Source organism: Weissella diestrammenae (assembly GCF_014397255.1).
GTDB lineage: Bacteria > Bacillota > Bacilli > Lactobacillales > Lactobacillaceae > Weissella > Weissella diestrammenae.
Window position 1 is genome coordinate 971,734 of record NZ_CP060724.1, and the last position, 19,594, is coordinate 991,327.

Below are 19,594 nucleotides of genomic sequence, written 5' to 3' on the forward strand. Positions count from 1 at the left end.
AATAATGTTTTTAGGAATTAATGAAGAAAATTTAGAGGTTCGTTTATCGCGAGAAGGCATTTCTAAACTTAAACATAGTATGGAACTATTGAAAGATGCTTCTAATGAATTAAAGAATGTTAGAGATGAGTTAGAAGGCCCGGCCGGTATTGAAACAGTAGATATCGTCAGTTTTGACATGCTTCAAGATTATTATAAAATGCAAAATTTATTAAGTTCTTTGAAGGAAACTGATTAGTCTTAATTAAGAAAGGTTAATTGAAAATGTTTTTAGGCGTTAGAACTGATGAAGAGAATATTCGTTTGTCAGCTGAAGGTAAAACCAAACTAAAAAATGTAATGGAGCTCTTAAAGGCCGCATCACTTGAGTTTGTATACGTTACAGAAAAAATTCAGGGAGTTGCTGGTATAAATGCAGCAGAAAATATTGATTTTGAGATTTTTCAAGATTACTATAAATTGGAATTTTTGTTGGATCCGAAAAAAAGGACAATGAATCGTTGGATGATTAATTGTCTTTTTATTTTATCTATTGCGATATGGAAGTTTAAATCGTCGTTTGCAATATCGATTGCTACAAGTTACCCAATTATTTTGCGTGACGTACATTGCGCCACCACAATTATAGCAATAGCAGTATATGTTATATGACATGTGAGATGTTCTCCTTTCTTGCTTTATTATACTTTGTTTACTTTTGAGCAAGAATATTTCTGAACATTAATTTAGTCGATTAGGCATCTAGCCTAGTCTTGATTGGTGAAAGATTATCTTATATAAAAAAGAAAATAAGAGGTCTATATCATGGTTGATAAGCAAGTTATATCGTTAATTGAAAATTCATTAGTAGAATTAGATACATTAAAAAAGTTGGGTGAGTTACCAGCTACGCAACAATTGTCGATTGAATTAAAAAAGCTTAATGCTAGTGGGGAATTGGAAGCTATGAACCCACTTTTGACAACGTATGTCGCAAGTATTGTTAAGAACGTTGGTTTCTTATTGGGTACTTATAATAGTGTGCATACACATGCTGAAAATCGTACTGGAGAATTGCAAGAGTTAATGGCGCAATTGTCTAAAGCAGCTAAGTAATTTAGTCTGATCAAAATAATTAAATAATCAATGATAATCTTTCATCAATCAAGGCTAGGCTATTGTCTGGTCTTTTCTCATACACTGAACGTAAAAATTGCTTAACCTGGGTTTGGTTAAGCGATTTTTACGTTCAGTGTCCACCAACCGGAACATCGTGTAGGGCGGTAGTGTCTTTTTCACATGCTTAGTTCGCATCGATGTATTTGGCTAACCAACCACTTGAATTATGGTGGGTTTTATATGTTGCACCATTGAACGTGTCAGTGACCAAAGGGAACGGCAGTGGCAATATCCGTGGCTCTAGCGGAGCGTTGAGAGCCATGGGTGTCTTGGTTACGGAAAGTGAACGCAAAGCGTGAGCCCGTAACTGACACCTTGCGTGATAATGGGGCAACTAAATGATGTATAACCCCCGTACACTAACAGGGGGTTAGATTGCAAGAAGCGCTATCGGCGCACAAGCCAAAACGGGTGCTGAATTGCTGATATATCGGCATTTGTATGGCTCTTGCAAAAATTGGTACTCAAAAAGCAAAAATGCTAATTTTTGAAAGAATTTCGACTAAAATTGGCATCTTATATGTCTTGAATTAAAGGGGGTGTTTGATTTTTCAATATTTATCAGGTTAAAACACCTGCAAATTATGGTTTTATCCGGCTTTTTAGATTAAGTCGGTTTTTTTATTGCAAATGTTGTGAATAATATCAAAAAAGGGAGTTCTTAAAATGACTACAATTTCAAATAAACAAATGCGTAAGCTAAAGCGGTATATGACGGTTGCTACAATGGCGGTATCATTATCGGGTGGTTTTGTTATGCCGATTGTTGCAAGTGCTAATTCTGTGGCACCGACTACAGTATCTGCCTTGTTGGCAAGTCGTGCCTTAAACAATGATCACAATGGATTAGGACAAATTTACTATCCAAATGGTAGTTCTATTGGTGTGTACGCTGCCACTGGCGATGATCAGGCAAATATTTCTAATGGTGTAACAACACCAAATACAGTAATCAGTTACGGTAACGTAAGTAAAAGTGCTGTGATGTTTGGTAATGGACAATTTGTATATTGTTTGCAGAATCACAAAGGAAACCCTGCAGGAACACCTGGAACGTCGTGGGACTCTAATTTATCAGATTATGCTAATGAGACAATGACGGTAGTCATGGCATTAGGATATCCAAATACGTCATTATCGAGTGGCAATAACTCGGCTATTCGTGATTATATGTCGACGCAATATGCGATTTGGGCTGCTGAACAAGATGGGCAAATCAAAACTGACAATGGTTCTATGGCAAGTTTGAACTCATTGTCTGATGGAGCGGGTGTAATTCAACGTGCAAACGATTTATATAATCGAGCACTAGATATTATGTCAAAGGGTGGAATTTCATATTTAACTCGTGATACTCATGATGAAGAAAAAGCAAAGGCAGAAAGTCAATTAACTGCTGATTTAACGGCAGCTGCATCAGCTAAAACAGATGAATTAAATAAGACAGTCGATTCAGATTTGGATAATCAAACCCAAACAGAAACAAAGAGTATGACAAAATACATGCAAGATGTATCAGATAAAGCGCTGAACACTGTGCAATCAACTTACACTAAACTAGGTCAGGACGTGTTGGCTGATAAGGTGAACATGCTTTTGGGTGCTAATCATAAGCCGATTGCAACACTAAACAGTTCTCAATACATGTTCATGGACAAAAGCGACAATTCACGTGCGTTTACATTTAAGCCGATTGCGACTATGCCGTCACTTAATTTGGGAAATGATGATGCAAGTACGTTGATTCCAAATAAGACAACGAAGTTGGATACAAAGAAAAATTATGCTGGTGAGATGAACACTAGTGCAACTGGAAAGGTAATCTCATCAACTGCTGGAGCTGGTTTGAATGAATTAGGCGACAAGGTCAATACGATAGCTATTAAATTGGATCATCAGTTACCAACGGGATCATATGTGATGCAAGGAGACCAGAAGATTAATGAACAAAATAACGGGACGTTCATTATCAAAAATGATGCAGAATTTGAGATTCATATTCCAGGCAATGCGTCATCAGATACGGAAAAGTTAAGTTACACGATTGTGGGTAATACGGCATTAACTTTGGCTGATTTTAAGGCGTCAGCAAAGACTGACTTGTCTGGTACTGAAGAGATTAAGGCATCTGCAAAGGATACTGTTGATTCGACAATTAGTTTCCCATACCACACCGATGCTGAAGTTGGTGTTGTCAGTGTGGGAAAGTCACCAAATCCCGCTAATCAGGATACGGGAGTGTTTGTCATGAATATGAATGCGGTTGATAAGACTGATGAAGTATCAGGCAATGTGCCAGTTGAAGTGAATAAGACTAAGAATGTTGATGCAGATTATTCAGACAAGAAAGACTTGAATATTCAGGTCGACGCTACTGCTGTACGTAAAGCAGATGCTCAAAGTAAGTTTTCATGGGGGCTGAATTAGCGGAGACTGCTGCAAAACACCCAGTATCATTCGTAACAGCTGGATTAGCTGGTATTGCTGGATTAGCTGGTATTGCTGGATTAGCCGGTATGACAGTTTATCTTTATAAGAGGCGTCGGGCATAAAGAAGAAAAGGTTAACATTATGGCGTATATCAATTATTTAGATTACAAGAAACGTATTAAATTTATAGAAACACAATTAGGTTCAGTTGATTCTGCTATTCAAACGTTGCCTATTTTGTTGTCTGGCGTTGAGAATCAACAGGCGTTGGATCAATGTACTGACATAATTAATAGATTTAATACTGATTTGCGTAAGTTATATGATGATTTGGCAATGTTTAATGATATTAAATTTTAAAAATTATAAAGCATAGGGTAAACAATATTTATCTTTCCCACTGATTGATAATAATTAGTTCTCAATAAGTTAAAGACTTCGCAAGGTTCGTGACCTTGATTGAGAATTGCCAGTAATGGCAAAGAAAAAGGCATCAGACTGATAGCTGGTGCCTTTTATCGAGAGAGTAACAATTTAGATCATATGGCTAATGAAGTTTTGCAACATAATCATTGCAACAATAAACAATGTTGTTTTTGGAAATGTTACAACTAAATTGAATATGACTTTGACTAACGCAAAGATAATACGGAAAAATATTTCAATAGTATCGGTTAACTTTTCAAGCATATTATCACCTCCTTTTCACAATTCTCTATAACTAATTGTTGTGAAATTGTGTAGGGGGCGCCTACCTCTCGACTGTTTCATTATATCAAACTTATTTGGTTTGGTTTGTTCTCAATAAGTTCTAGACTTCGCAAGGTTCGTGACCTTGGTTGAGAATTGTCAATAATGGCAAAAAAAAGGCACTAGTAAACTTTGGGAGCGACTAGTGCCTTTCTGCATCAAGGGAGGTGTGAAACATTAATGGACATTATTATATTAGTTAAAACAAATGATTACTGAAATATTTATTCAAAAGAATCGATATTCTCCCCCTTGATAGGAATATCATATCAGAATTTATTGAAATTGTATATTTATTAGGGGTTTATTCTCAATAAGCAAAAGACTTTGCAAGGTTCGTGACCTTGGTTGAGAGTCGCCAGTAATTGCAAAGAAAAAGACACTAGTAAACTATGGGAGCGACTAGTGTCTTTCTGTATCAAAGGGGGAACGAAACATTAATGAACATTATTAAAATTGACATAAAAAATGATGAAATATTTATTTGAAAAACTGATATTTTCCCCTTTGATAGAAATATTATATCAGAATTTATTTAAATTGCATATTTATTATGTATTTGTTCTCAATGAGCAAAAGACTTTGCAAGGTTCGTGACCTTGATTGAGGGTGATCAATGATAATATTCAGTATTTTGAAGGATAAAAAAATGAAAAAAGGAGTGTGTAATTATGTTGACTGTCTATATTGATAGTTTTTTACTAATATCATTTTTTCTTATAATAATTGCAATTTATAATCTAGTATTTATTTATATTTCAGATGATTATTTTGCTTTCATTATTATGGAGGTGGTTGGTATTATTGCTTTGCTCGTATATCGCTGGTTGATTGGGGGTCAGAAAGTGATTGATGTTAATGGTGAGTTTAAATTAGCTGATGCAGTATTCTTGGGAACAGTGCAGCATAGTTTGAGATTTAGTTTGCAACCAACGATCAGAGTTGGTTTGATGCAAAATGATGAAATGGTCGAGACGTATGAGATTGAAATTGATATATCAAAAATCGAAGCACTACCAAATATAGGTTCAAAGATTGATATTGTCTCAATTAAAGGTAATGAATTGATTGGTTATACTGGTGAATTCCTTGATAGTGATGCTCATTATCCTGTGAGTGATTTTATTGCACAATTTGAAGCGCTATCAAAGATGAAAGATGTTGGTTTATACCAAATAATGAAAAGGAGTGATGATATGGACGATATTGCATATGCTGAATTTACAGGAGATAGCTTAAAGTTATTGCGGGAAAAGTATAAATTGACACAGAAAGATGTTGCTGCAGCAATTGATATGTCTGTGGGTAATATTCGTGCGATTGAGCAAGAAAATAAAGTGATCAAGCAGAAAAATATTGATAAGTTGATTGCCGCATATCCAAAGTTTAAGGACTTAATTACTCTGCAGTTTGACTGGGTAGCATTTAATTTCCCTGATATGAATGGAGAAGATGTGATAAAAAACGTGTTGAATTTGAAGCGTGACTTGTTCATCAATCGTGCCACGTCACAAAACTTCTATACACGTGAATACGCCTACGGTGGTGAGAAAAGCATATATGTACAAGACTTCGCACCTGATTTAGATAATGATAACTTCCAGAAGCCAGGTGCAACGTTGTTCCTAACTGGTATGGGTTGTCGTCTGTTTGAAAAAGCTATGATTGAGCAAGGCATCGATTGGCGTGGGTTCTTTAATCGTATGTATGCTTATAAAGGACATGCTACACGTGTCGATTTGGCTATTAATGATATGGACGAACTTGTCGATGCGGTACAAGAAAAGAAATTCTGGTCAAAAAAGAAAGTCTACAATATTCATGGATCAAGTGACGGTGGTTGGACTATTGATTTTGGCAAGTCACCATTTGTCGTGCGCATATATGATAAACAAAAAGAACAGGCAGCCAAAGGAAATTTTACTAATATATCAACACGTGTTGAACTTGAATTACATGGGGATAAGGCGACACAAATAATTGAAGAATGGCTTGGAAGTGACAATTTAGTTGGTTCTGCATTCGATATTTTGTATACTTATGTGGTGTTTTTGAATGAAAATGTAGATGAGAGTCAAATGAAAGGCTTTCGTGTTCGAGAAGAGTATATTGATACATTAAAACCCAATGCATCATGGGCACTGTTTACAGCCCTTGGTCAGAAGATGAAATTTATTACGCAACCACGTGCACAAAGCATTGAGCGTATTGAGAATTGGCTTAGAAATTATGTATGTCCGTCTCTGAAAATTGTTCAACAGACGGGCGGTTGGAACTCGTTGCTGGAGTCCATTAATGAAGCTGAACTATCACTTGAACAACAAGAGTTGGTGCAAGCAACAAATACTAAACAAATGTCAGAGTCTGCAGTAGATATTCGTACTATTCAAATTCCAGGTATGAAAGAGCTGCTGAATATGTAAGCAGAGTTAATTTAGCAATAATTTTACGTTCAGATTAACTAACATTATAAAGGAGAAATGCATATATGAAAAGTGATGATGAACGTAAAATTATTAAAACAAGACGACCTAAACTTAATCAAAGTGAACGTTTGTTGATTGAACACATGTGGAATGTTGATCAGTTTTCTCAATCAGAGATAGCACGACGTATGAACCGTGACCAGGGTATTATCTCTCGAGAGCTACAGAAAGGAAATACTGTAGATTTTGGTCAATTTAGTCGAAAAGAACTATTAAACCTACCAATACATGCACGTATTAAGTATTCTGCATTTAGAGCTGAATATATTAGTAAGAAACGATCATTCAGATATGGACAGAATACAAAATTGACACCAGAATTGCAGGAGTTAATCGAGCATTGGATAAACGTTGAAAAATGGACGCCTGAGCAAATCGCTGGAAACGTACCAGATGTTGAAGTATCCGCATCTACCATTAGACAATGGGCACGACGTGGGCAGATACATATTAATGTAGGTACACGGAGAAATGGTAGTAAGGTAGATAAGGAACGTGATAAAACGTTAAGAGAAAAACAGCAAGAGTTGGCCCGATTAAGGCAGAAATTGGTTGAATCAGGTGATTTGGTAAAGCATTCGATATTCGATAGACCAAAAACGATTGAGAAACGCACACAATTTGGTCACTGGGAAATCGATTTGGTATTGCCAGCTAAGACAAAAGATGAAGTTCAGTTCGATAATACGGCAATTATGACGTTTGTTGAGAGAAAATCACGATTTTATACACTTATTAAAATTGAAAATAAACGTGCAGATAGTGTCATCAAAGGCTTTGACTTGTTCTACAAAAGATACGGTAGCATGTGTCGATCGATCACTGCAGATAATGGTATTGAATTTGTGTCCTGGACTTTCCTGGAACATGTGCAACGTGAGTTAGGTGTCAAAATCTATTATGCAACGCCCAGTTCACCGCATGAGCGGGGGAGTAATGAACGAAAAAATCGTGAATTGCGTAAGTACCTGCCTAAAGGTAATACGTTTAGAAATATTAACCAGCCAAAATTAGATGCGTTATCAGATAAGATTAATATGAAGCCGATGCTACAAGCATTAAACGGTAAAGTACCTGCAGATGTATTTGAAATAGAATACACTAAACTCGCACGTAATCGACGTGCATATGCGAAAAGAAAACAGAAAAAGTCATCAGAATAAATATGTTAAGTATTTCACTAAACAATTATTTCTGATAATATGTACGTATTAAAGGACAAAGGTATGTATTATGAATTTTAATAGGATTAAAAATAAAAGAATGGTCATTGGGTCTCTCATGGTCATTGCTTTATTAGGCGTTGCTACTGGTACTAGCGTTGCCGTTGCTCAACATAGTCATGCAACTCACGTTGCTAAGCAAACACACAAGACACATAAAGTGACCAAGAAATTCGCTAAAAAAGAAAGCTCTTCAAGTTCTAGTTCATCAGAAAGTTCAATCTCTAGTGAAGTTCAATCATCTGTAGTCGCAAGTTCGGCAACTGTACAACCAAAAACACAAGCTTCTGCAGCAGCTGCACCAGCTACACAACAAACAGTCGCAAGTGGTACACAATTAGTGACACCGAACGTTTATGTTTATGGTGCACCTGGGCTTTGTTTAGGCTATGTTGATTCAGCATTCGGTGTGGCTGGTCGTGGTGGTTCACTTAGTTATTCAGCAAGGTCAGCGGTTGATAAAGCATCAGCAATAGGCGCTATGCACAACGATGCTAATTTTCCAGCAGGTAAAATGGTGCCAGTATTCTGGAATTTAACAGGAAATGATGACGGTGTGAACTATGGTCATATTGCCATTTGGGACGGTAACGGTGGCTTCTATTGGGAGGGCAACCATACATCAACGCCTAATCACCTATCATATGCAGAAGTACAAGCTGTTCTTAATGGACAAATGGAACTAAACGGTGCTCACATTACCGATACTTTCCACGGAGCAAGCCTAATCGGTTGGTCAGATAACTTGGAAGGTGTACAAATTCTATCAAAATAGACAAAAATAACGACTCAATGAGCAATCATGGGTCGTTTTTGTATGCAAAGGTGTTGATTTATATGTAAAACACGAACTAAACGTCGTTCCTGGAACACTACATTGGCTGATAAATACGAACTATATTTCAGCTACAGTTAGCCACGTACTGGTAAAAACACGAACTATACGACTAAGTCGTAAAAAGGTATTGACTAAGGCAAATGACCATGTGTTATAATGTTGCCAATAAGTGGCTATGTTTAAATCAGTTGATTTAACGTATCTATCTTTGACAGATTGCTTTGAAAACACAAAGCTAAATAGAAAATGACTATGCTTATGAAACAACAATGTCATAATGAGAGTTTTGGTAACGAGAACATTACAGGAACTTTAACAGTATGTTAAACATATGCTTAGGGGGTTGCAATCTTCTTTCGATTAAGTGTTCAATTATTGATATGTTATGTATAATTAACATAGTTTATTTGTATTAAAACACCATAAAAATTTAGTGTTTGATTATTGGACGAATATGGCTTAATTGGAAAGGGTAGTGATGAGAAACGACAGTTTTTGGATCTATATGTTAATCAGTAGCCTTTGTATTTTAGGTGGTATTGTGTATTTGTTGATTCAAAGTTATCGATGGGATAGTTGGTGGGACGAAATTATTTTTAACGTCCTCGCTGTGAGTTGGGTTGCAATTGCGGGTATTTCATTTGCGCAGTTAATTCGGCGCAAATAATTTTTTGTCAATATTGTTGCATTTGCAACAAAGTATTATTCCAGCTTGAAAGGAGATGGTGCAATGAGTCAAATTTTGCGTGAGATTGGTGACATCGCGCGTGGTTTAGATTCAATTAGTAATTTAGAATTTTTACAATTGGATTTGACGAGGGGACAATATTTATATCTGGTACGAATAGCTGTACATCCAGGTATTATCCAAGAAGAGTTAGCCGAAATGTTATTGATTGATCGGACGACAACGGCTCGCGCAGTTCAGCGATTAGCTGAGCGGGGAATGATTGAAAAACGTAAGCGGGCAGATAATCAAAAAATTAATTGCCTCTATCTCACTCAGCGTGGTAAAGAACGCTACCAGGTTGTTTTCAATGAACACGTCTATTCAGAGCAATCAAGTACCTCTGGTTTAACAGCGACAGAAATTAGACAGTTAGAACGATTGTTAAAACGTGTTACTGCAAATGTACAATCGGATTGGCGAGATGTAAAAAATGGTCGGATTCGGCCGTATTAAATGAAGCTAGGAGTGGAATATGTTTGAGATTAGAATAGTCACTGAAAATGATGTTGAACAATTACAGGCTATCAGTGTTGAAACCTTTAGTGACACATTTGGTGCACAAAATCAGCCGGATGATTTGGCAGAATATTTAGCTAATGCTTACAGTCAACAACAATTGCGTTTGGAACTTGCTCAGGTAGATTCGTGGTTTTATTTTTTATGGGTCGATGCTGAATTAGCAGGCTATTTGAAACTAAATATTAATCAGGCACAATCAGAGCAAGCAACTAAAAACAGCTTAGAGATTGAGCGTATTTATCTGCGCAAAGCATATCAAAAACGGGGCTTAGGCAAAGTGCTATTAGAATATGCACAGCAAGAAGCAAAAAATCAATCAAAGTCCGTGATTTGGTTGGGGGTTTGGGAGCATAATGATAATGCACGAGCCTTCTATCAAAAAATGGGATTTGTCGCTTTTGATCAACATGAATTTGTTTTGGGTCAAGACGTGCAACGTGACATTTTGATGCAAAGGCAATTGTAGAGATAAGGTAACGTGATGGGTATGATGAATAATAAAACCTATACTTTTCTGGCCACGATTCAAAGCGCAACGGTGGGAAAAGGTGGGGCATATATGGCTTTTCCGTATGATATTAGGGAAAAATTTGGTAAGGGAAGGCTCAAAGTCCAAGTAATGTTTGATGGTATCAGTTATCAAGGTAGTATCGTTAACATGGGCGTTAAAAATCCTGATGGGTCAATTTGCTATATTATTGGTATATTAAAGTCGATTCGACAGGCATTAAACAAAAAAGTGGGCGATCAAGTATGCGTAACGGTTGTGCCAATTACTTAAGCGGTGCACAGTCGAAATGAAAAAGCTCAGACTGATGTCTGAGCTGACAATGACGATTAGTGCGCAACCAATAATATGAAAAGCCCCCAAAATAAGAAGCCGACGATTGAAATGAGTAGCGTGCAAATAAATACACCGAGGGTAAAACCGAAACCAGCGTTGAAGGCATCACTAATATTAATGATGTGTTCAACCAACACATGTTGCGGTGTATTATTTTCTTCCATAATGCGATACCACCTTAATTGTATATGTCATTATTATACATAAAAGCATTCAATATTAATATTTTTTATATATTAAACGAGGTATTTATAAATGAAACAAAACGTTATCTGGGCTGGGGTCATTGCGGCATTTCTCGTTTTGATGATTCGAATTATTCAAACGCTATGCTTGCCAATGAAAGATGGGAATCTATTAGTTTTAGTAATAGGGCCTTGGGTCATTTTGACAGGTGCTATTTATGGGCTGCATGTTTTATGGCAACATTGGCACCATTGAAACAGTATGCTTTCGTTGAATTGTTGCTCAGTTCGCGACGGGTGTGATGACACGGTGGCGTTTATCTGATAAAGAATAAAAAAGGTCATGTTGATGGTTAATAAACACATCTGACATGGCCTCTTTTTGATTACTGGGTATGCTGGATTCGAACCAGCGCATGATAGTACCAGAAACTATTGCCTTACCGCTTGGCTAATACCCAATCAATAAACAATAGTATACAACAATTAGTTCAATCATTTCAAGTATTGCACGATGATTTTTTGTTTAACGAGGATTTGCGCTGCAATTTTGGGCAAAGCAATGGGAAAATTTTTATTTTTGATAAAATTAGATTACCTGATTGTGATGTAGTGGCGTTGTGGATGAATCAATGCGTTACAGCAAAAAGATTGCCCAATTTTTGTTATTTCTGGAAAGCTTGCTTGTTTGTGGTAGGTGTTTGTGTTTATTTTGTGTTTTTATCAATATGGGGGTGATTGGCATGAGGCATAAAAACATGACAATAACGGTTGAAGTTGAGATTGGTAACAGTATTAATGATGCGTTCAATCAACTTAGAATTACGGGGCTGGGTTGAGATAAAGTTGGTTCTAATGAGTAACTTGGTCAAAAATTGTTGTCATCAAAGACAAAACGGTTAAGCATTAGTTATGCGTGTCAAGAACTAGGCTAAGCGGTTGCCGCGCCTATTTTTAAATGGCTGACGATAGCATATAGGACACATTAAAGGTGGGTTTTCGAGTGAGTGCCTTGACAATTATTCAAAAATCATGTAAATTAGAACAGTTGAAAAAATAATCGATTATTAATTTAATGCTGCCTCCTCGTTTTAGGCTTGGTAGCGTAAAAGGAGGAAAAAAATTATGGCAGTTCCTACACATAAGACTTCTAAAGCTAAGAAGCGTTCACGTCGTGGTGGTCGTGGTGGTATTCAAACACCTGCAATCCACATGAACGAAAATGGTGTTTATGTTCGTAATCATCATGTTGCGGCTGACGGTACTTACAATGGTAAGCAAGTCGTAGAAGCAAAGTAATAAAATTAAAGCGGTTTGGACAATTTGTCCAAACCGCTTTTTTTAATTAATATGTGATTGTTAATTTACCAATCAGTTGATTTGAAGTCAGTAACTGATGTGCCTCGTGGATCGTATCAAGGGATAACCCAGCTAACGTCTGTGTCACAGGCGTTTTATAAGTGTGTGTCGTCAGTAATTCACCAGCGAGCGCTAATATGGTACCTTGGCTTGCCATGTGATAATGGTAAAGCGATTTAGCGAACATAAATTCCCAGTCAAATGAGGCTGCCTTACTTTTCAAACGTTCAATTGGCAGGGGTGTCGCATTTTCAACGATGCTGCCAATGTGACCAAAAGGACTAATTAATTCTGCTGCCGCTGTAAAATGTTGATTTGGATTGTGTAAGATTGCAATATATGGGATTGTATCGATACCCATGGCTTTAATCTCAGCTAAATAATCTAAACGATGATTAACAACGTGGTCGGCACCAAGTGACTGTACCCAGTCAATCGTCTTGGGGCGGGATGCTGATGCGATGACAGTCAATCCGAGCCATTTTGCCAGTTGAATCATTGATGAGCCGACCCCACCAGCCCCATTAATAATGAAGATACTTTGACCCTGATTGGCATTGGCGCTGGGAATCAAACGAAATTTATCAATGAGTAATTCATAAGCTGTTAAGAAACTAAGTGGTACGCCAGCCAATTGTGCGTCGGCAATATTAGAAGGTGCGAGTGCCACTAAATCCTCATGCACAGCTTCAAATTCGGCATATGAGCCTTGACGGTTCACGGCGCCAGCAAACATGACGCGATCGCCGATTTTAAATTTTGAGGCTTGTGCCCCGGTGTCGACAACAGTGCCAACAGCATCATAGCCTAAGATCTTTGGGGTTTGATTTGTGACCGCAACTTGTGCCTGCTTTAAATCAACCGGGTTGACCGAGACTGCTGAAATTTTGACCAAAAGATCAAATGGTTCAGGTTGTGGTAATGGCGTTTGAATGAGCGTAAGGGGCACTTGGCTGTCACTGGTTGTCATGATAGTAGTCATAGTTGTTGGTGTCTGCATTAATATACCTCCAAAAGTTATCATGTGATAAGACATCTGCGTTAATACAGATGTCTTATTTAGTTAGCGTTTTTCATTACAATTATTATAACCTTTTCTAAAATAACATGGGTGGGGAAGAATAAAATCGTAAGTTGATGTGATACAAGTTGCTTTTAAAATGTTGTTTTAAAGCATGTCGTGCCTGTACATTAATGGGGTTTATTGAAAAATTAAAAAAATCTCACCAAAACATTTGCACTCTCGTTGTTAGAGTGCTAAAATATAAATACAAGGTCAAGGAAGGTCAGGATTGATATGACATCTTTAATCTGAGTAGATAAACAGGTAATAAATGAGGAGGATACAGAATATGGCAAATTATGATCCATTTGGTTTCTCAAATTTTGATGATATTTTTAATGCAATGAATGGCGATTTAGATCGTCAACGGCAACGGCAAGCCCAAATGCAACGGGCAGCGGCTGAACAGCAACGGCAACGACAAGCCCAAATGCAAAACAACGGGAATGGTAACGACGGTGATAGTTTACTTGAACAATTTGGAATGAATATGACTGAAATGGCAAGGAAGGGTAAGTTTGACCCAGTCATTGGTCGTGACCCTGAAATTGCACGGGTGATTGAAATTTTGAATCGTCGTACTAAGAATAATCCCGTTTTGATTGGTGAAGCTGGTGTCGGTAAGACGGCAGTGGTCGAGGGATTAGCACAAGCCATTGTTGATGGTCAGGTGCCTTCAAAGTTACAAGGTAAAGAAGTCATTCGCTTGGACGTGGTGTCATTAGTCCAAGGTACCGGCGTACGAGGACAGTTTGAAGAACGTATGCAAAAATTGATGGCAGAAGTGTCAAAGCGTGAAGACGTGATTTTGTTCATTGATGAGATCCATGAGATTATGGGTGCAGGTACAGCTGGCGAAGGTTCTATGGACGCTGGTAATATTTTGAAGCCGGCTTTGGCACGTGGTGAGTTCCAATTAGTTGGAGCGACAACGCTCAATGAGTATCGACAAATTGAAAAGGATGCTGCGATTGCACGTCGTTTCCAAACGGTTCAAGTTGATGAACCAACGACTGAAGAAGCCTTACAAATTTTGCAAGGCATCCGTGGCCGCTATGAAGATTATCATAAGGTCAAGTATAGTGATGCAGCACTGGAAGCTGCGGTTGATTTGTCAAACCGCTATATTCCAGAACGTTTCTTACCTGATAAGGCCATTGATTTAATGGACGAGGCAGGGTCACGTAAGAACTTGGCAATTAAAGTGGAGGATCCACAAAAGTTAGAGAAACAAATTGCATACGCTGAAAAAATGAAACAGCAATCAATTGATGATGAAGATTATGAAAAGGCTGGTTACTGGCGTGACCAAGTTGAACAGTTAAATCGACAAAAGAAAGCTGCACAAGAATCACAGCCAGTGAAGGATGGACAACAGGTTATTGATGTCGCAGATATTCAAACGATCGTTGAAGAAAAGACTGGTATTCCGGTCGGTGACTTACAAGATGCTGAGCAACAACAATTAAAGCATCTTGCGCAAAATTTGGCGGATCACGTTATCGGGCAAACGGAAGCCACCCAAAAGATTGCACGGGCTATTCGTCGTAATCGGGTTGGATTCAATAAGGCTAATCGGCCAATTGGTAGTTTCTTATTTGTCGGTCCGACCGGTGTTGGAAAGACTGAAACGGCTAAACAGCTTGCAAAAGAGTTATTTGGTACAACTGATAGTATGATTCGTTTTGACATGTCAGAATATATGGAAAAGCATAGTGTTTCGAAGTTGATTGGAGCACCGGCTGGTTATATCGGTTATGAGGAGTCGGGTCAGTTAACAGAAGCAGTCCGCAGACACCCATACTCATTAATTTTGTTAGATGAGGTGGAAAAGGCACATCCAGATGTAATGAATATGTTTTTGCAAATTCTAGATGATGGTCGGTTGACTGACGCACAAGGACATACCGTCTCATTCAAGGATACCATCATTATTATGACATCAAATGCAGGAACGGGTGTTAATGTTGGTAAAGTTGGCTTTGATGCTAAGGATGATCAAAATGAACAAGCATCAGTTGCAAGTGAGTTAATGGATCGGCTAGCACCGTACTTCAAGCCAGAATTTTTGAACCGGTTTGATGGCATTGTTGAGTTCAACGCTTTGTCGAAAGACGACTTGCTGAAGATTGTTCGTTTGATGTTAAATGACATGAATGAAACGATTGCGCCTACTGGTTTAACGATCGAAGTGACTAAGCCCGCTGTGGAGCGCCTTGTGACATTGGGTTACAATCCGGCTATGGGTGCACGACCATTGCGGCGTGTGATTCAAGAACAATTAGAAGATCAGATTGCAGACTTTTATCTGGATAATCCAGAAATTAAAAAGTTGAAGGCTGAACTTCGTGACGACGAGATTAAAATTGTGGCTGCTGATGAAACTGTCACGGTCTAAATGAAATCTGTGGCGAAGCGGTATAAACATTAAAAAAGATAGCATGACCTCATTCAAAAAACGGGTGGCACGTTTGATGAAGGTTAAGTCGGCTATCTTTTTGTTTGAAAGCGCATTCATAAATGTTGAATGTGGTAAAATATGTGTAAAGGAGGGCATTCTATGGATTTTGAATATGAACCAGGTCGATTGTTTCATCGAAATGAAACGGGACAAGTTGATGCAGAAATTTTATTTCCGGCCATTGAAAACGGTCGTGTTTGGTCGATTGATTCAACGATTGTCGCACCCGAACTTCGCGGACAAGGCGTTGCTAGTCAGTTGTTAGCAGCAGTGATTGAACGCGCACAAGCAGCAGATGTTAAGTTACGGCCGATTTGCTCGTATGCAAAGAAAAAATTCATGACGACACCGGCCTATCAAAAGTTGGAATGGCACAATCCAGATTAATCGTATTGTTTAAGCATTCTTTTAGAAGAATGCTTTATTATTTATGAGGAAAGTCCGGTATAATAGTAACCATCAGATAAAAGGAGTGGATTTATGACACGTCGATTTGCAATTGTGACCAAATATCAAGATGCGGGTTTGCACTTACCCAAAAGAGCAACTAAACAAGCGGCAGGCTATGATTTTGAAGCTGCTGAAGATTTCATTTTACCAACGATTTGGAAATTGAATTTTATTAAACTATTATTTGGACTTTTCAAAGGCGAAACAATGACTGAGACAGATTACTTGACGGCAGATCAAGCTTTAAAGCCGTTGCTGGTGCCAACTGGGATTAAAGCGTACATGAATCATGATGAATATTTGATGCTGGCAAATCGCTCGTCTGGCCCACTCAAACGACGCTTGATTTTACCAAATGGGGTTGGTGTCATCGATGCTGATTATGCCGATAATGAAAGCAATGAAGGCGAAATTTTTATTCAGTTGCTTAATTTTGGTGTCAAAGATGTTCAGATAAAAAAGGGTGAACGTATCGGACAAGGTATTTTCATGCCATTTTTGGTAACTGATGATGATGCGCAAGATAGTAAGCAGGACCGTGTCAGTGGATTTGGTTCAACGGGGGATAAAAAATAATGGCAAAGGCAAAAACGCAATTTGTTTGTACGAATTGTGGGTATGTCTCGCAACGTTACCTTGGTCGTTGTGCAAACTGTGGTGCCTGGGGAACACTCGTTGAAGAAGTCATACCAACTGAAAAAGTCGATCGTAAAAATCGTGTGAATTTAGCAGGACAAGTGGCAAAGGTTGAACGTCTTAATCAAGTGTCATTAGCTGAAGTGCCGCGTGTGAAAACGGCGTTAACTGAATTCAATCGGGTGCTAGGGGCGGTGTAGTACCTGGATCGATGGTGCTTATCGGTGGTGATCCTGGGATTGGTAAGTCAACGTTACTTTTACAAGTTTCTGGACAATTAGCAGACCAGGGGACGGTTTTGTATGTATCAGGTGAAGAAAGTGCTGCGCAAATCAAATTACGTGCTGAACGTTTAGGTGTGCAAGATAATGAACAATTTTTACTGTATCCAGAGACTGATATGGCACAAATTCGGAAAGCCATTGATGAATATCAACCGGAATTTGTGATTATTGACTCGATTCAGACGATGCAACAACCAGATATTGCTTCAGCGGTTGGTTCGGTCGCTCAAATTCGGGAAACGACGGCAGAACTATTACAAATTGCCAAAACAAATGGCATCACAATTTTTATTGTTGGCCATGTGACCAAAGAAGGCGCGATTGCTGGACCTAAAATTTTAGAGCATATGGTTGATACTGTTTTATATTTTGAAGGGGATAACCAAAGAAGTTTTCGACTTTTGCGGGCTGTTAAAAATCGTTTTGGTTCGACCAATGAACTCGGTATTTTCGAGATGCAACAAGAAGGGCTTTCTGAAGTGTTAAATCCTTCAGAAATGTTTTTGGAAGAACGGTTGCAAGATGCGACTGGGTCAGCGGTTGTTGTGACATTAGAAGGCTCGAGGCCGGTGTTAGTCGAAGTGCAAGCGCTTGTCACGCCAACCGCATTTGGTAATGCCCAGCGGACGAGTTCAGGCATTGACCGAAATCGTGTGACGTTATTAATGGCTGTGCTTGAAAAACGAGCGAATTTACTGTTACAAAATCAAGATGCTTATGTGCGTGCAGCTGGTGGCGTCAGGCTGAACGAACCGGCGGTCGACTTAGCGATTGCGGTCGCGATTGCATCGAGTTATCAGAATGTTGGTACGCGTGCGACCGATGCCTTCATCGGTGAAATTGGTTTGACCGGTGAATTGCGACGCATTCCGCGTGTAAAAGACCGCATTGCTGAGGCAAAAAAGTTAGGGTTTAAACGGATTTTTGTGCCGAAGAACAGTATGACCAAGCAAGATAAAATCACGGATATTCAAGTGATTGCGGTAGGAACACTTGAAGAAGCGTTGCAAGTGGCTTTGAAAATTGACTAGAGTATGAAAACAGGAGAGAAGCAAATGCGAAAACGAATTATTCAATTAGCGTTTATGCTAGGTGGTGCCGCTTTTGGAATCACTTTTTTGCCAATCTTGTGGGACGTAATAGGGTATTCAAATTTATTGTGGGTTAACAATCCAATTACGGATTTTATCCTCGGTGCACTTATTTTTTTCCTATTAAGTCTTACTGCATGGCGATTAGTTGACCGAGCGCTGAAGCAAGTTGAAACAATTTTGAGTGAGGAATCACCCCTTAAATTGTTACTTGGTAGTTTGAGTATGATGATCGGTTTGGTTTTAGCAGTGCTAATTACCTCACCATTGCGTAGTATTCAGGGAAATGTATTTTTAAATGCCGGCGTGCCGATTTTAGTTATGTTAGCGATGGGCTACTTGGGTTATCGGATTGGTACTGGCAGGATGGAGGATGTTTATCATTTTGTCGGGACAATTACTTCGCGACTTCGAATTCGTTCGACGCGCGGGTCTGACAAAGAAAGCGATGTATTAACCACTGAAGAAAACAACTATCATCATTATAAAATTCTAGATACGAATATTTTGATTGATGGTCGCATTTTAGAATTAGTGAAGACTGGTTGGATTGAGGGGACGTTATTGGTGCCTAATTTCGTCTTGTACGAATTGCAGTATATTGCGGATGCTGGTGAGCCTCTCAAACGAGTGCGTGGCCGTCGTGGATTGGATATCTTAAATGAATTGCGTCGGTACGAAACGATGCCACTAGAGATGTGGGACGGTGATTATGAGGATATCAAGGAAGTTGACGAAAAATTGATTCGGTTAGCACAAGAGTTAAACGGCATCTTAGTCACAAATGATTTTAACTTGAATAAAGTGACCCGCTTTCAAAATGTTGAGGTACTCAATTTAAATGCATTAGCCGGTGCGCTACGAACGAGTGTTGCAGTCGGAGAACATTTGGAAATCACATTGGTTAAAAATGGTCGCGAACGGCAACAGGCCATTGGTTATCTCGATGATGGCACGATGGTGGTGGTGGAGGATGGACAAACCCATCTTCAAGAAACGGTTGCCGTTGAGGTGACTTCGAGCCTTCAAACCGATGCTGGGCGTATGATTTTTGGTAATTATTTAGCAACGGTATAGTTGAAAACAG

General features: G+C 38.6%; 22 protein-coding genes, 1 tRNA gene and 1 pseudogene. 20 read left to right on the top strand and 4 right to left on the bottom strand.

Going from position 1 to position 19,594, the window contains the following annotated elements; all coding sequences use genetic code 11:
- Positions 1-4: 4 nt before the first annotated feature.
- The 6 genes from H9L19_RS04775 to H9L19_RS04800 all read left to right on the top strand — a co-directional run bounded on the left by H9L19_RS04775 (position 5) and on the right by H9L19_RS04800 (position 3,948).
- Positions 5-238, top strand: a complete 234-nt coding sequence (locus H9L19_RS04775) for a hypothetical protein (protein ID WP_187528573.1) — start codon at positions 5-7, stop codon at positions 236-238.
- Positions 239-258: 20 nt separating this feature from the next.
- Positions 259-651, top strand: coding sequence for a hypothetical protein (locus tag H9L19_RS04780; RefSeq protein ID WP_187528574.1), 393 nt, complete (start codon positions 259-261; stop codon positions 649-651).
- Positions 652-804: 153 nt separating this feature from the next.
- Positions 805-1,095 carry a hypothetical protein gene (locus tag H9L19_RS04785; protein WP_243198124.1) on the top strand — a complete coding sequence of 97 codons (291 nt, stop codon included), beginning with the start codon at positions 805-807 and terminating at the stop codon, positions 1,093-1,095.
- A gap of 729 nt (positions 1,096-1,824) precedes the next feature.
- Positions 1,825-3,585, top strand: coding sequence for a thioester domain-containing protein (locus H9L19_RS04790; protein WP_187528575.1), 1,761 nt, complete (start codon positions 1,825-1,827; stop codon positions 3,583-3,585).
- The gene (locus H9L19_RS04795) at positions 3,570-3,710 is read left to right on the top strand and encodes a hypothetical protein (protein WP_187528576.1); all 141 of its coding nucleotides are present in this window, start codon (positions 3,570-3,572) and stop codon (positions 3,708-3,710) included. Before H9L19_RS04790 ends, H9L19_RS04795 begins: the two co-directional genes overlap by 16 nt.
- 19 nt (positions 3,711-3,729) lie before the next feature.
- Entirely contained in the window at positions 3,730-3,948 is a 219-nt protein-coding gene (locus tag H9L19_RS04800; RefSeq protein WP_187528577.1) for a hypothetical protein, read from the top strand.
- A gap of 174 nt (positions 3,949-4,122) precedes the next feature.
- Here the strand turns inward: H9L19_RS04800 and H9L19_RS04805 are convergent, their stop codons facing one another.
- Positions 4,123-4,278, bottom strand: a complete 156-nt coding sequence (locus tag H9L19_RS04805; protein WP_187528578.1) for a hypothetical protein — start codon at positions 4,276-4,278, stop codon at positions 4,123-4,125.
- Positions 4,279-5,009: 731 nt separating this feature from the next.
- On the opposite strand from H9L19_RS04805, the gene H9L19_RS04810 reads away from it, so the two are divergent.
- The 7 genes from H9L19_RS04810 to H9L19_RS04840 all read left to right on the top strand — a co-directional run bounded on the left by H9L19_RS04810 (position 5,010) and on the right by H9L19_RS04840 (position 10,915).
- Positions 5,010-6,761: a replication initiation factor domain-containing protein gene (locus tag H9L19_RS04810; RefSeq protein WP_187528579.1), complete on the top strand. Its 1,752-nt coding sequence runs from the start codon at positions 5,010-5,012 to the stop codon at positions 6,759-6,761.
- A gap of 65 nt (positions 6,762-6,826) precedes the next feature.
- Complete coding sequence (locus H9L19_RS04815; RefSeq protein ID WP_187528580.1) at positions 6,827-7,987, top strand: IS30 family transposase; 1,161 nt, start codon at positions 6,827-6,829, stop codon at positions 7,985-7,987.
- Between the two features lie 118 nt (positions 7,988-8,105).
- Positions 8,106-8,822 carry a hypothetical protein gene (locus tag H9L19_RS04820; RefSeq protein WP_187528581.1) on the top strand — a complete coding sequence of 239 codons (717 nt, stop codon included), beginning with the start codon at positions 8,106-8,108 and terminating at the stop codon, positions 8,820-8,822.
- Positions 8,823-9,390: 568 nt separating this feature from the next.
- A complete protein-coding gene (locus tag H9L19_RS04825; RefSeq protein WP_187528582.1) occupies positions 9,391-9,552 on the top strand; it encodes a hypothetical protein in 162 nt (53 codons plus the stop codon).
- Positions 9,553-9,615: 63 nt separating this feature from the next.
- A complete protein-coding gene (locus tag H9L19_RS04830; protein WP_187528583.1) occupies positions 9,616-10,068 on the top strand; it encodes a MarR family winged helix-turn-helix transcriptional regulator in 453 nt (150 codons plus the stop codon).
- A gap of 19 nt (positions 10,069-10,087) precedes the next feature.
- Positions 10,088-10,600, top strand: coding sequence for a GNAT family N-acetyltransferase (locus H9L19_RS04835; protein ID WP_187528584.1), 513 nt, complete (start codon positions 10,088-10,090; stop codon positions 10,598-10,600).
- A gap of 21 nt (positions 10,601-10,621) precedes the next feature.
- Positions 10,622-10,915: a DUF1905 domain-containing protein gene (locus H9L19_RS04840; protein WP_243198125.1), complete on the top strand. Its 294-nt coding sequence runs from the start codon at positions 10,622-10,624 to the stop codon at positions 10,913-10,915.
- Between the two features lie 56 nt (positions 10,916-10,971).
- Here the strand turns inward: H9L19_RS04840 and H9L19_RS04845 are convergent, their stop codons facing one another.
- The gene (locus H9L19_RS04845; RefSeq protein WP_187528585.1) at positions 10,972-11,142 is read right to left on the bottom strand and encodes a hypothetical protein; all 171 of its coding nucleotides are present in this window, start codon (positions 11,140-11,142) and stop codon (positions 10,972-10,974) included.
- A 91-nt stretch (positions 11,143-11,233) separates the two neighbouring features.
- Here H9L19_RS04845 and H9L19_RS04850 point away from each other — a divergent pair, with 91 nt between their 5' ends.
- Positions 11,234-11,419 carry a hypothetical protein gene (locus tag H9L19_RS04850; protein WP_187528586.1) on the top strand — a complete coding sequence of 62 codons (186 nt, stop codon included), beginning with the start codon at positions 11,234-11,236 and terminating at the stop codon, positions 11,417-11,419.
- Between the two features lie 133 nt (positions 11,420-11,552).
- On the opposite strand, the gene H9L19_RS04855 is transcribed toward H9L19_RS04850, so the two are convergent.
- Positions 11,553-11,624: transfer RNA gene (locus H9L19_RS04855), tRNA-Gln, on the bottom strand.
- Between the two features lie 664 nt (positions 11,625-12,288).
- On the opposite strand from H9L19_RS04855, the gene rpmF reads away from it, so the two are divergent.
- Complete coding sequence (rpmF, locus tag H9L19_RS04860) at positions 12,289-12,462, top strand: 50S ribosomal protein L32 (protein ID WP_187528587.1); 174 nt, start codon at positions 12,289-12,291, stop codon at positions 12,460-12,462.
- Positions 12,463-12,508: 46 nt separating this feature from the next.
- Here the strand turns inward: rpmF and H9L19_RS04865 are convergent, their stop codons facing one another.
- The gene (locus tag H9L19_RS04865; RefSeq protein WP_243198127.1) at positions 12,509-13,522 is read right to left on the bottom strand and encodes a zinc-binding alcohol dehydrogenase family protein; all 1,014 of its coding nucleotides are present in this window, start codon (positions 13,520-13,522) and stop codon (positions 12,509-12,511) included.
- A gap of 352 nt (positions 13,523-13,874) precedes the next feature.
- On the opposite strand from H9L19_RS04865, the gene H9L19_RS04870 reads away from it, so the two are divergent.
- The 5 genes and pseudogenes from H9L19_RS04870 (at position 13,875) to H9L19_RS04890 (ending at position 19,584) form a co-directional block, all read left to right on the top strand.
- Positions 13,875-15,983, top strand: a complete 2,109-nt coding sequence (locus H9L19_RS04870) for an ATP-dependent Clp protease ATP-binding subunit (protein WP_187528588.1) — start codon at positions 13,875-13,877, stop codon at positions 15,981-15,983.
- Positions 15,984-16,145: 162 nt separating this feature from the next.
- Positions 16,146-16,433 carry a GNAT family N-acetyltransferase gene (locus H9L19_RS04875; RefSeq protein WP_187528589.1) on the top strand — a complete coding sequence of 96 codons (288 nt, stop codon included), beginning with the start codon at positions 16,146-16,148 and terminating at the stop codon, positions 16,431-16,433.
- A gap of 93 nt (positions 16,434-16,526) precedes the next feature.
- The gene (locus H9L19_RS04880; protein ID WP_187528590.1) at positions 16,527-17,072 is read left to right on the top strand and encodes a dCTP deaminase/dUTPase family protein; all 546 of its coding nucleotides are present in this window, start codon (positions 16,527-16,529) and stop codon (positions 17,070-17,072) included.
- Positions 17,072-18,447, top strand: a pseudogene (gene radA / locus H9L19_RS04885) (DNA repair protein RadA). Before H9L19_RS04880 ends, radA begins: the two are co-directional and overlap by 1 nt.
- Positions 18,448-18,471: 24 nt before the next feature.
- Positions 18,472-19,584, top strand: a complete 1,113-nt coding sequence (locus tag H9L19_RS04890; protein WP_187528591.1) for a PIN/TRAM domain-containing protein — start codon at positions 18,472-18,474, stop codon at positions 19,582-19,584.
- Positions 19,585-19,594: the final 10 nt, after the last annotated feature.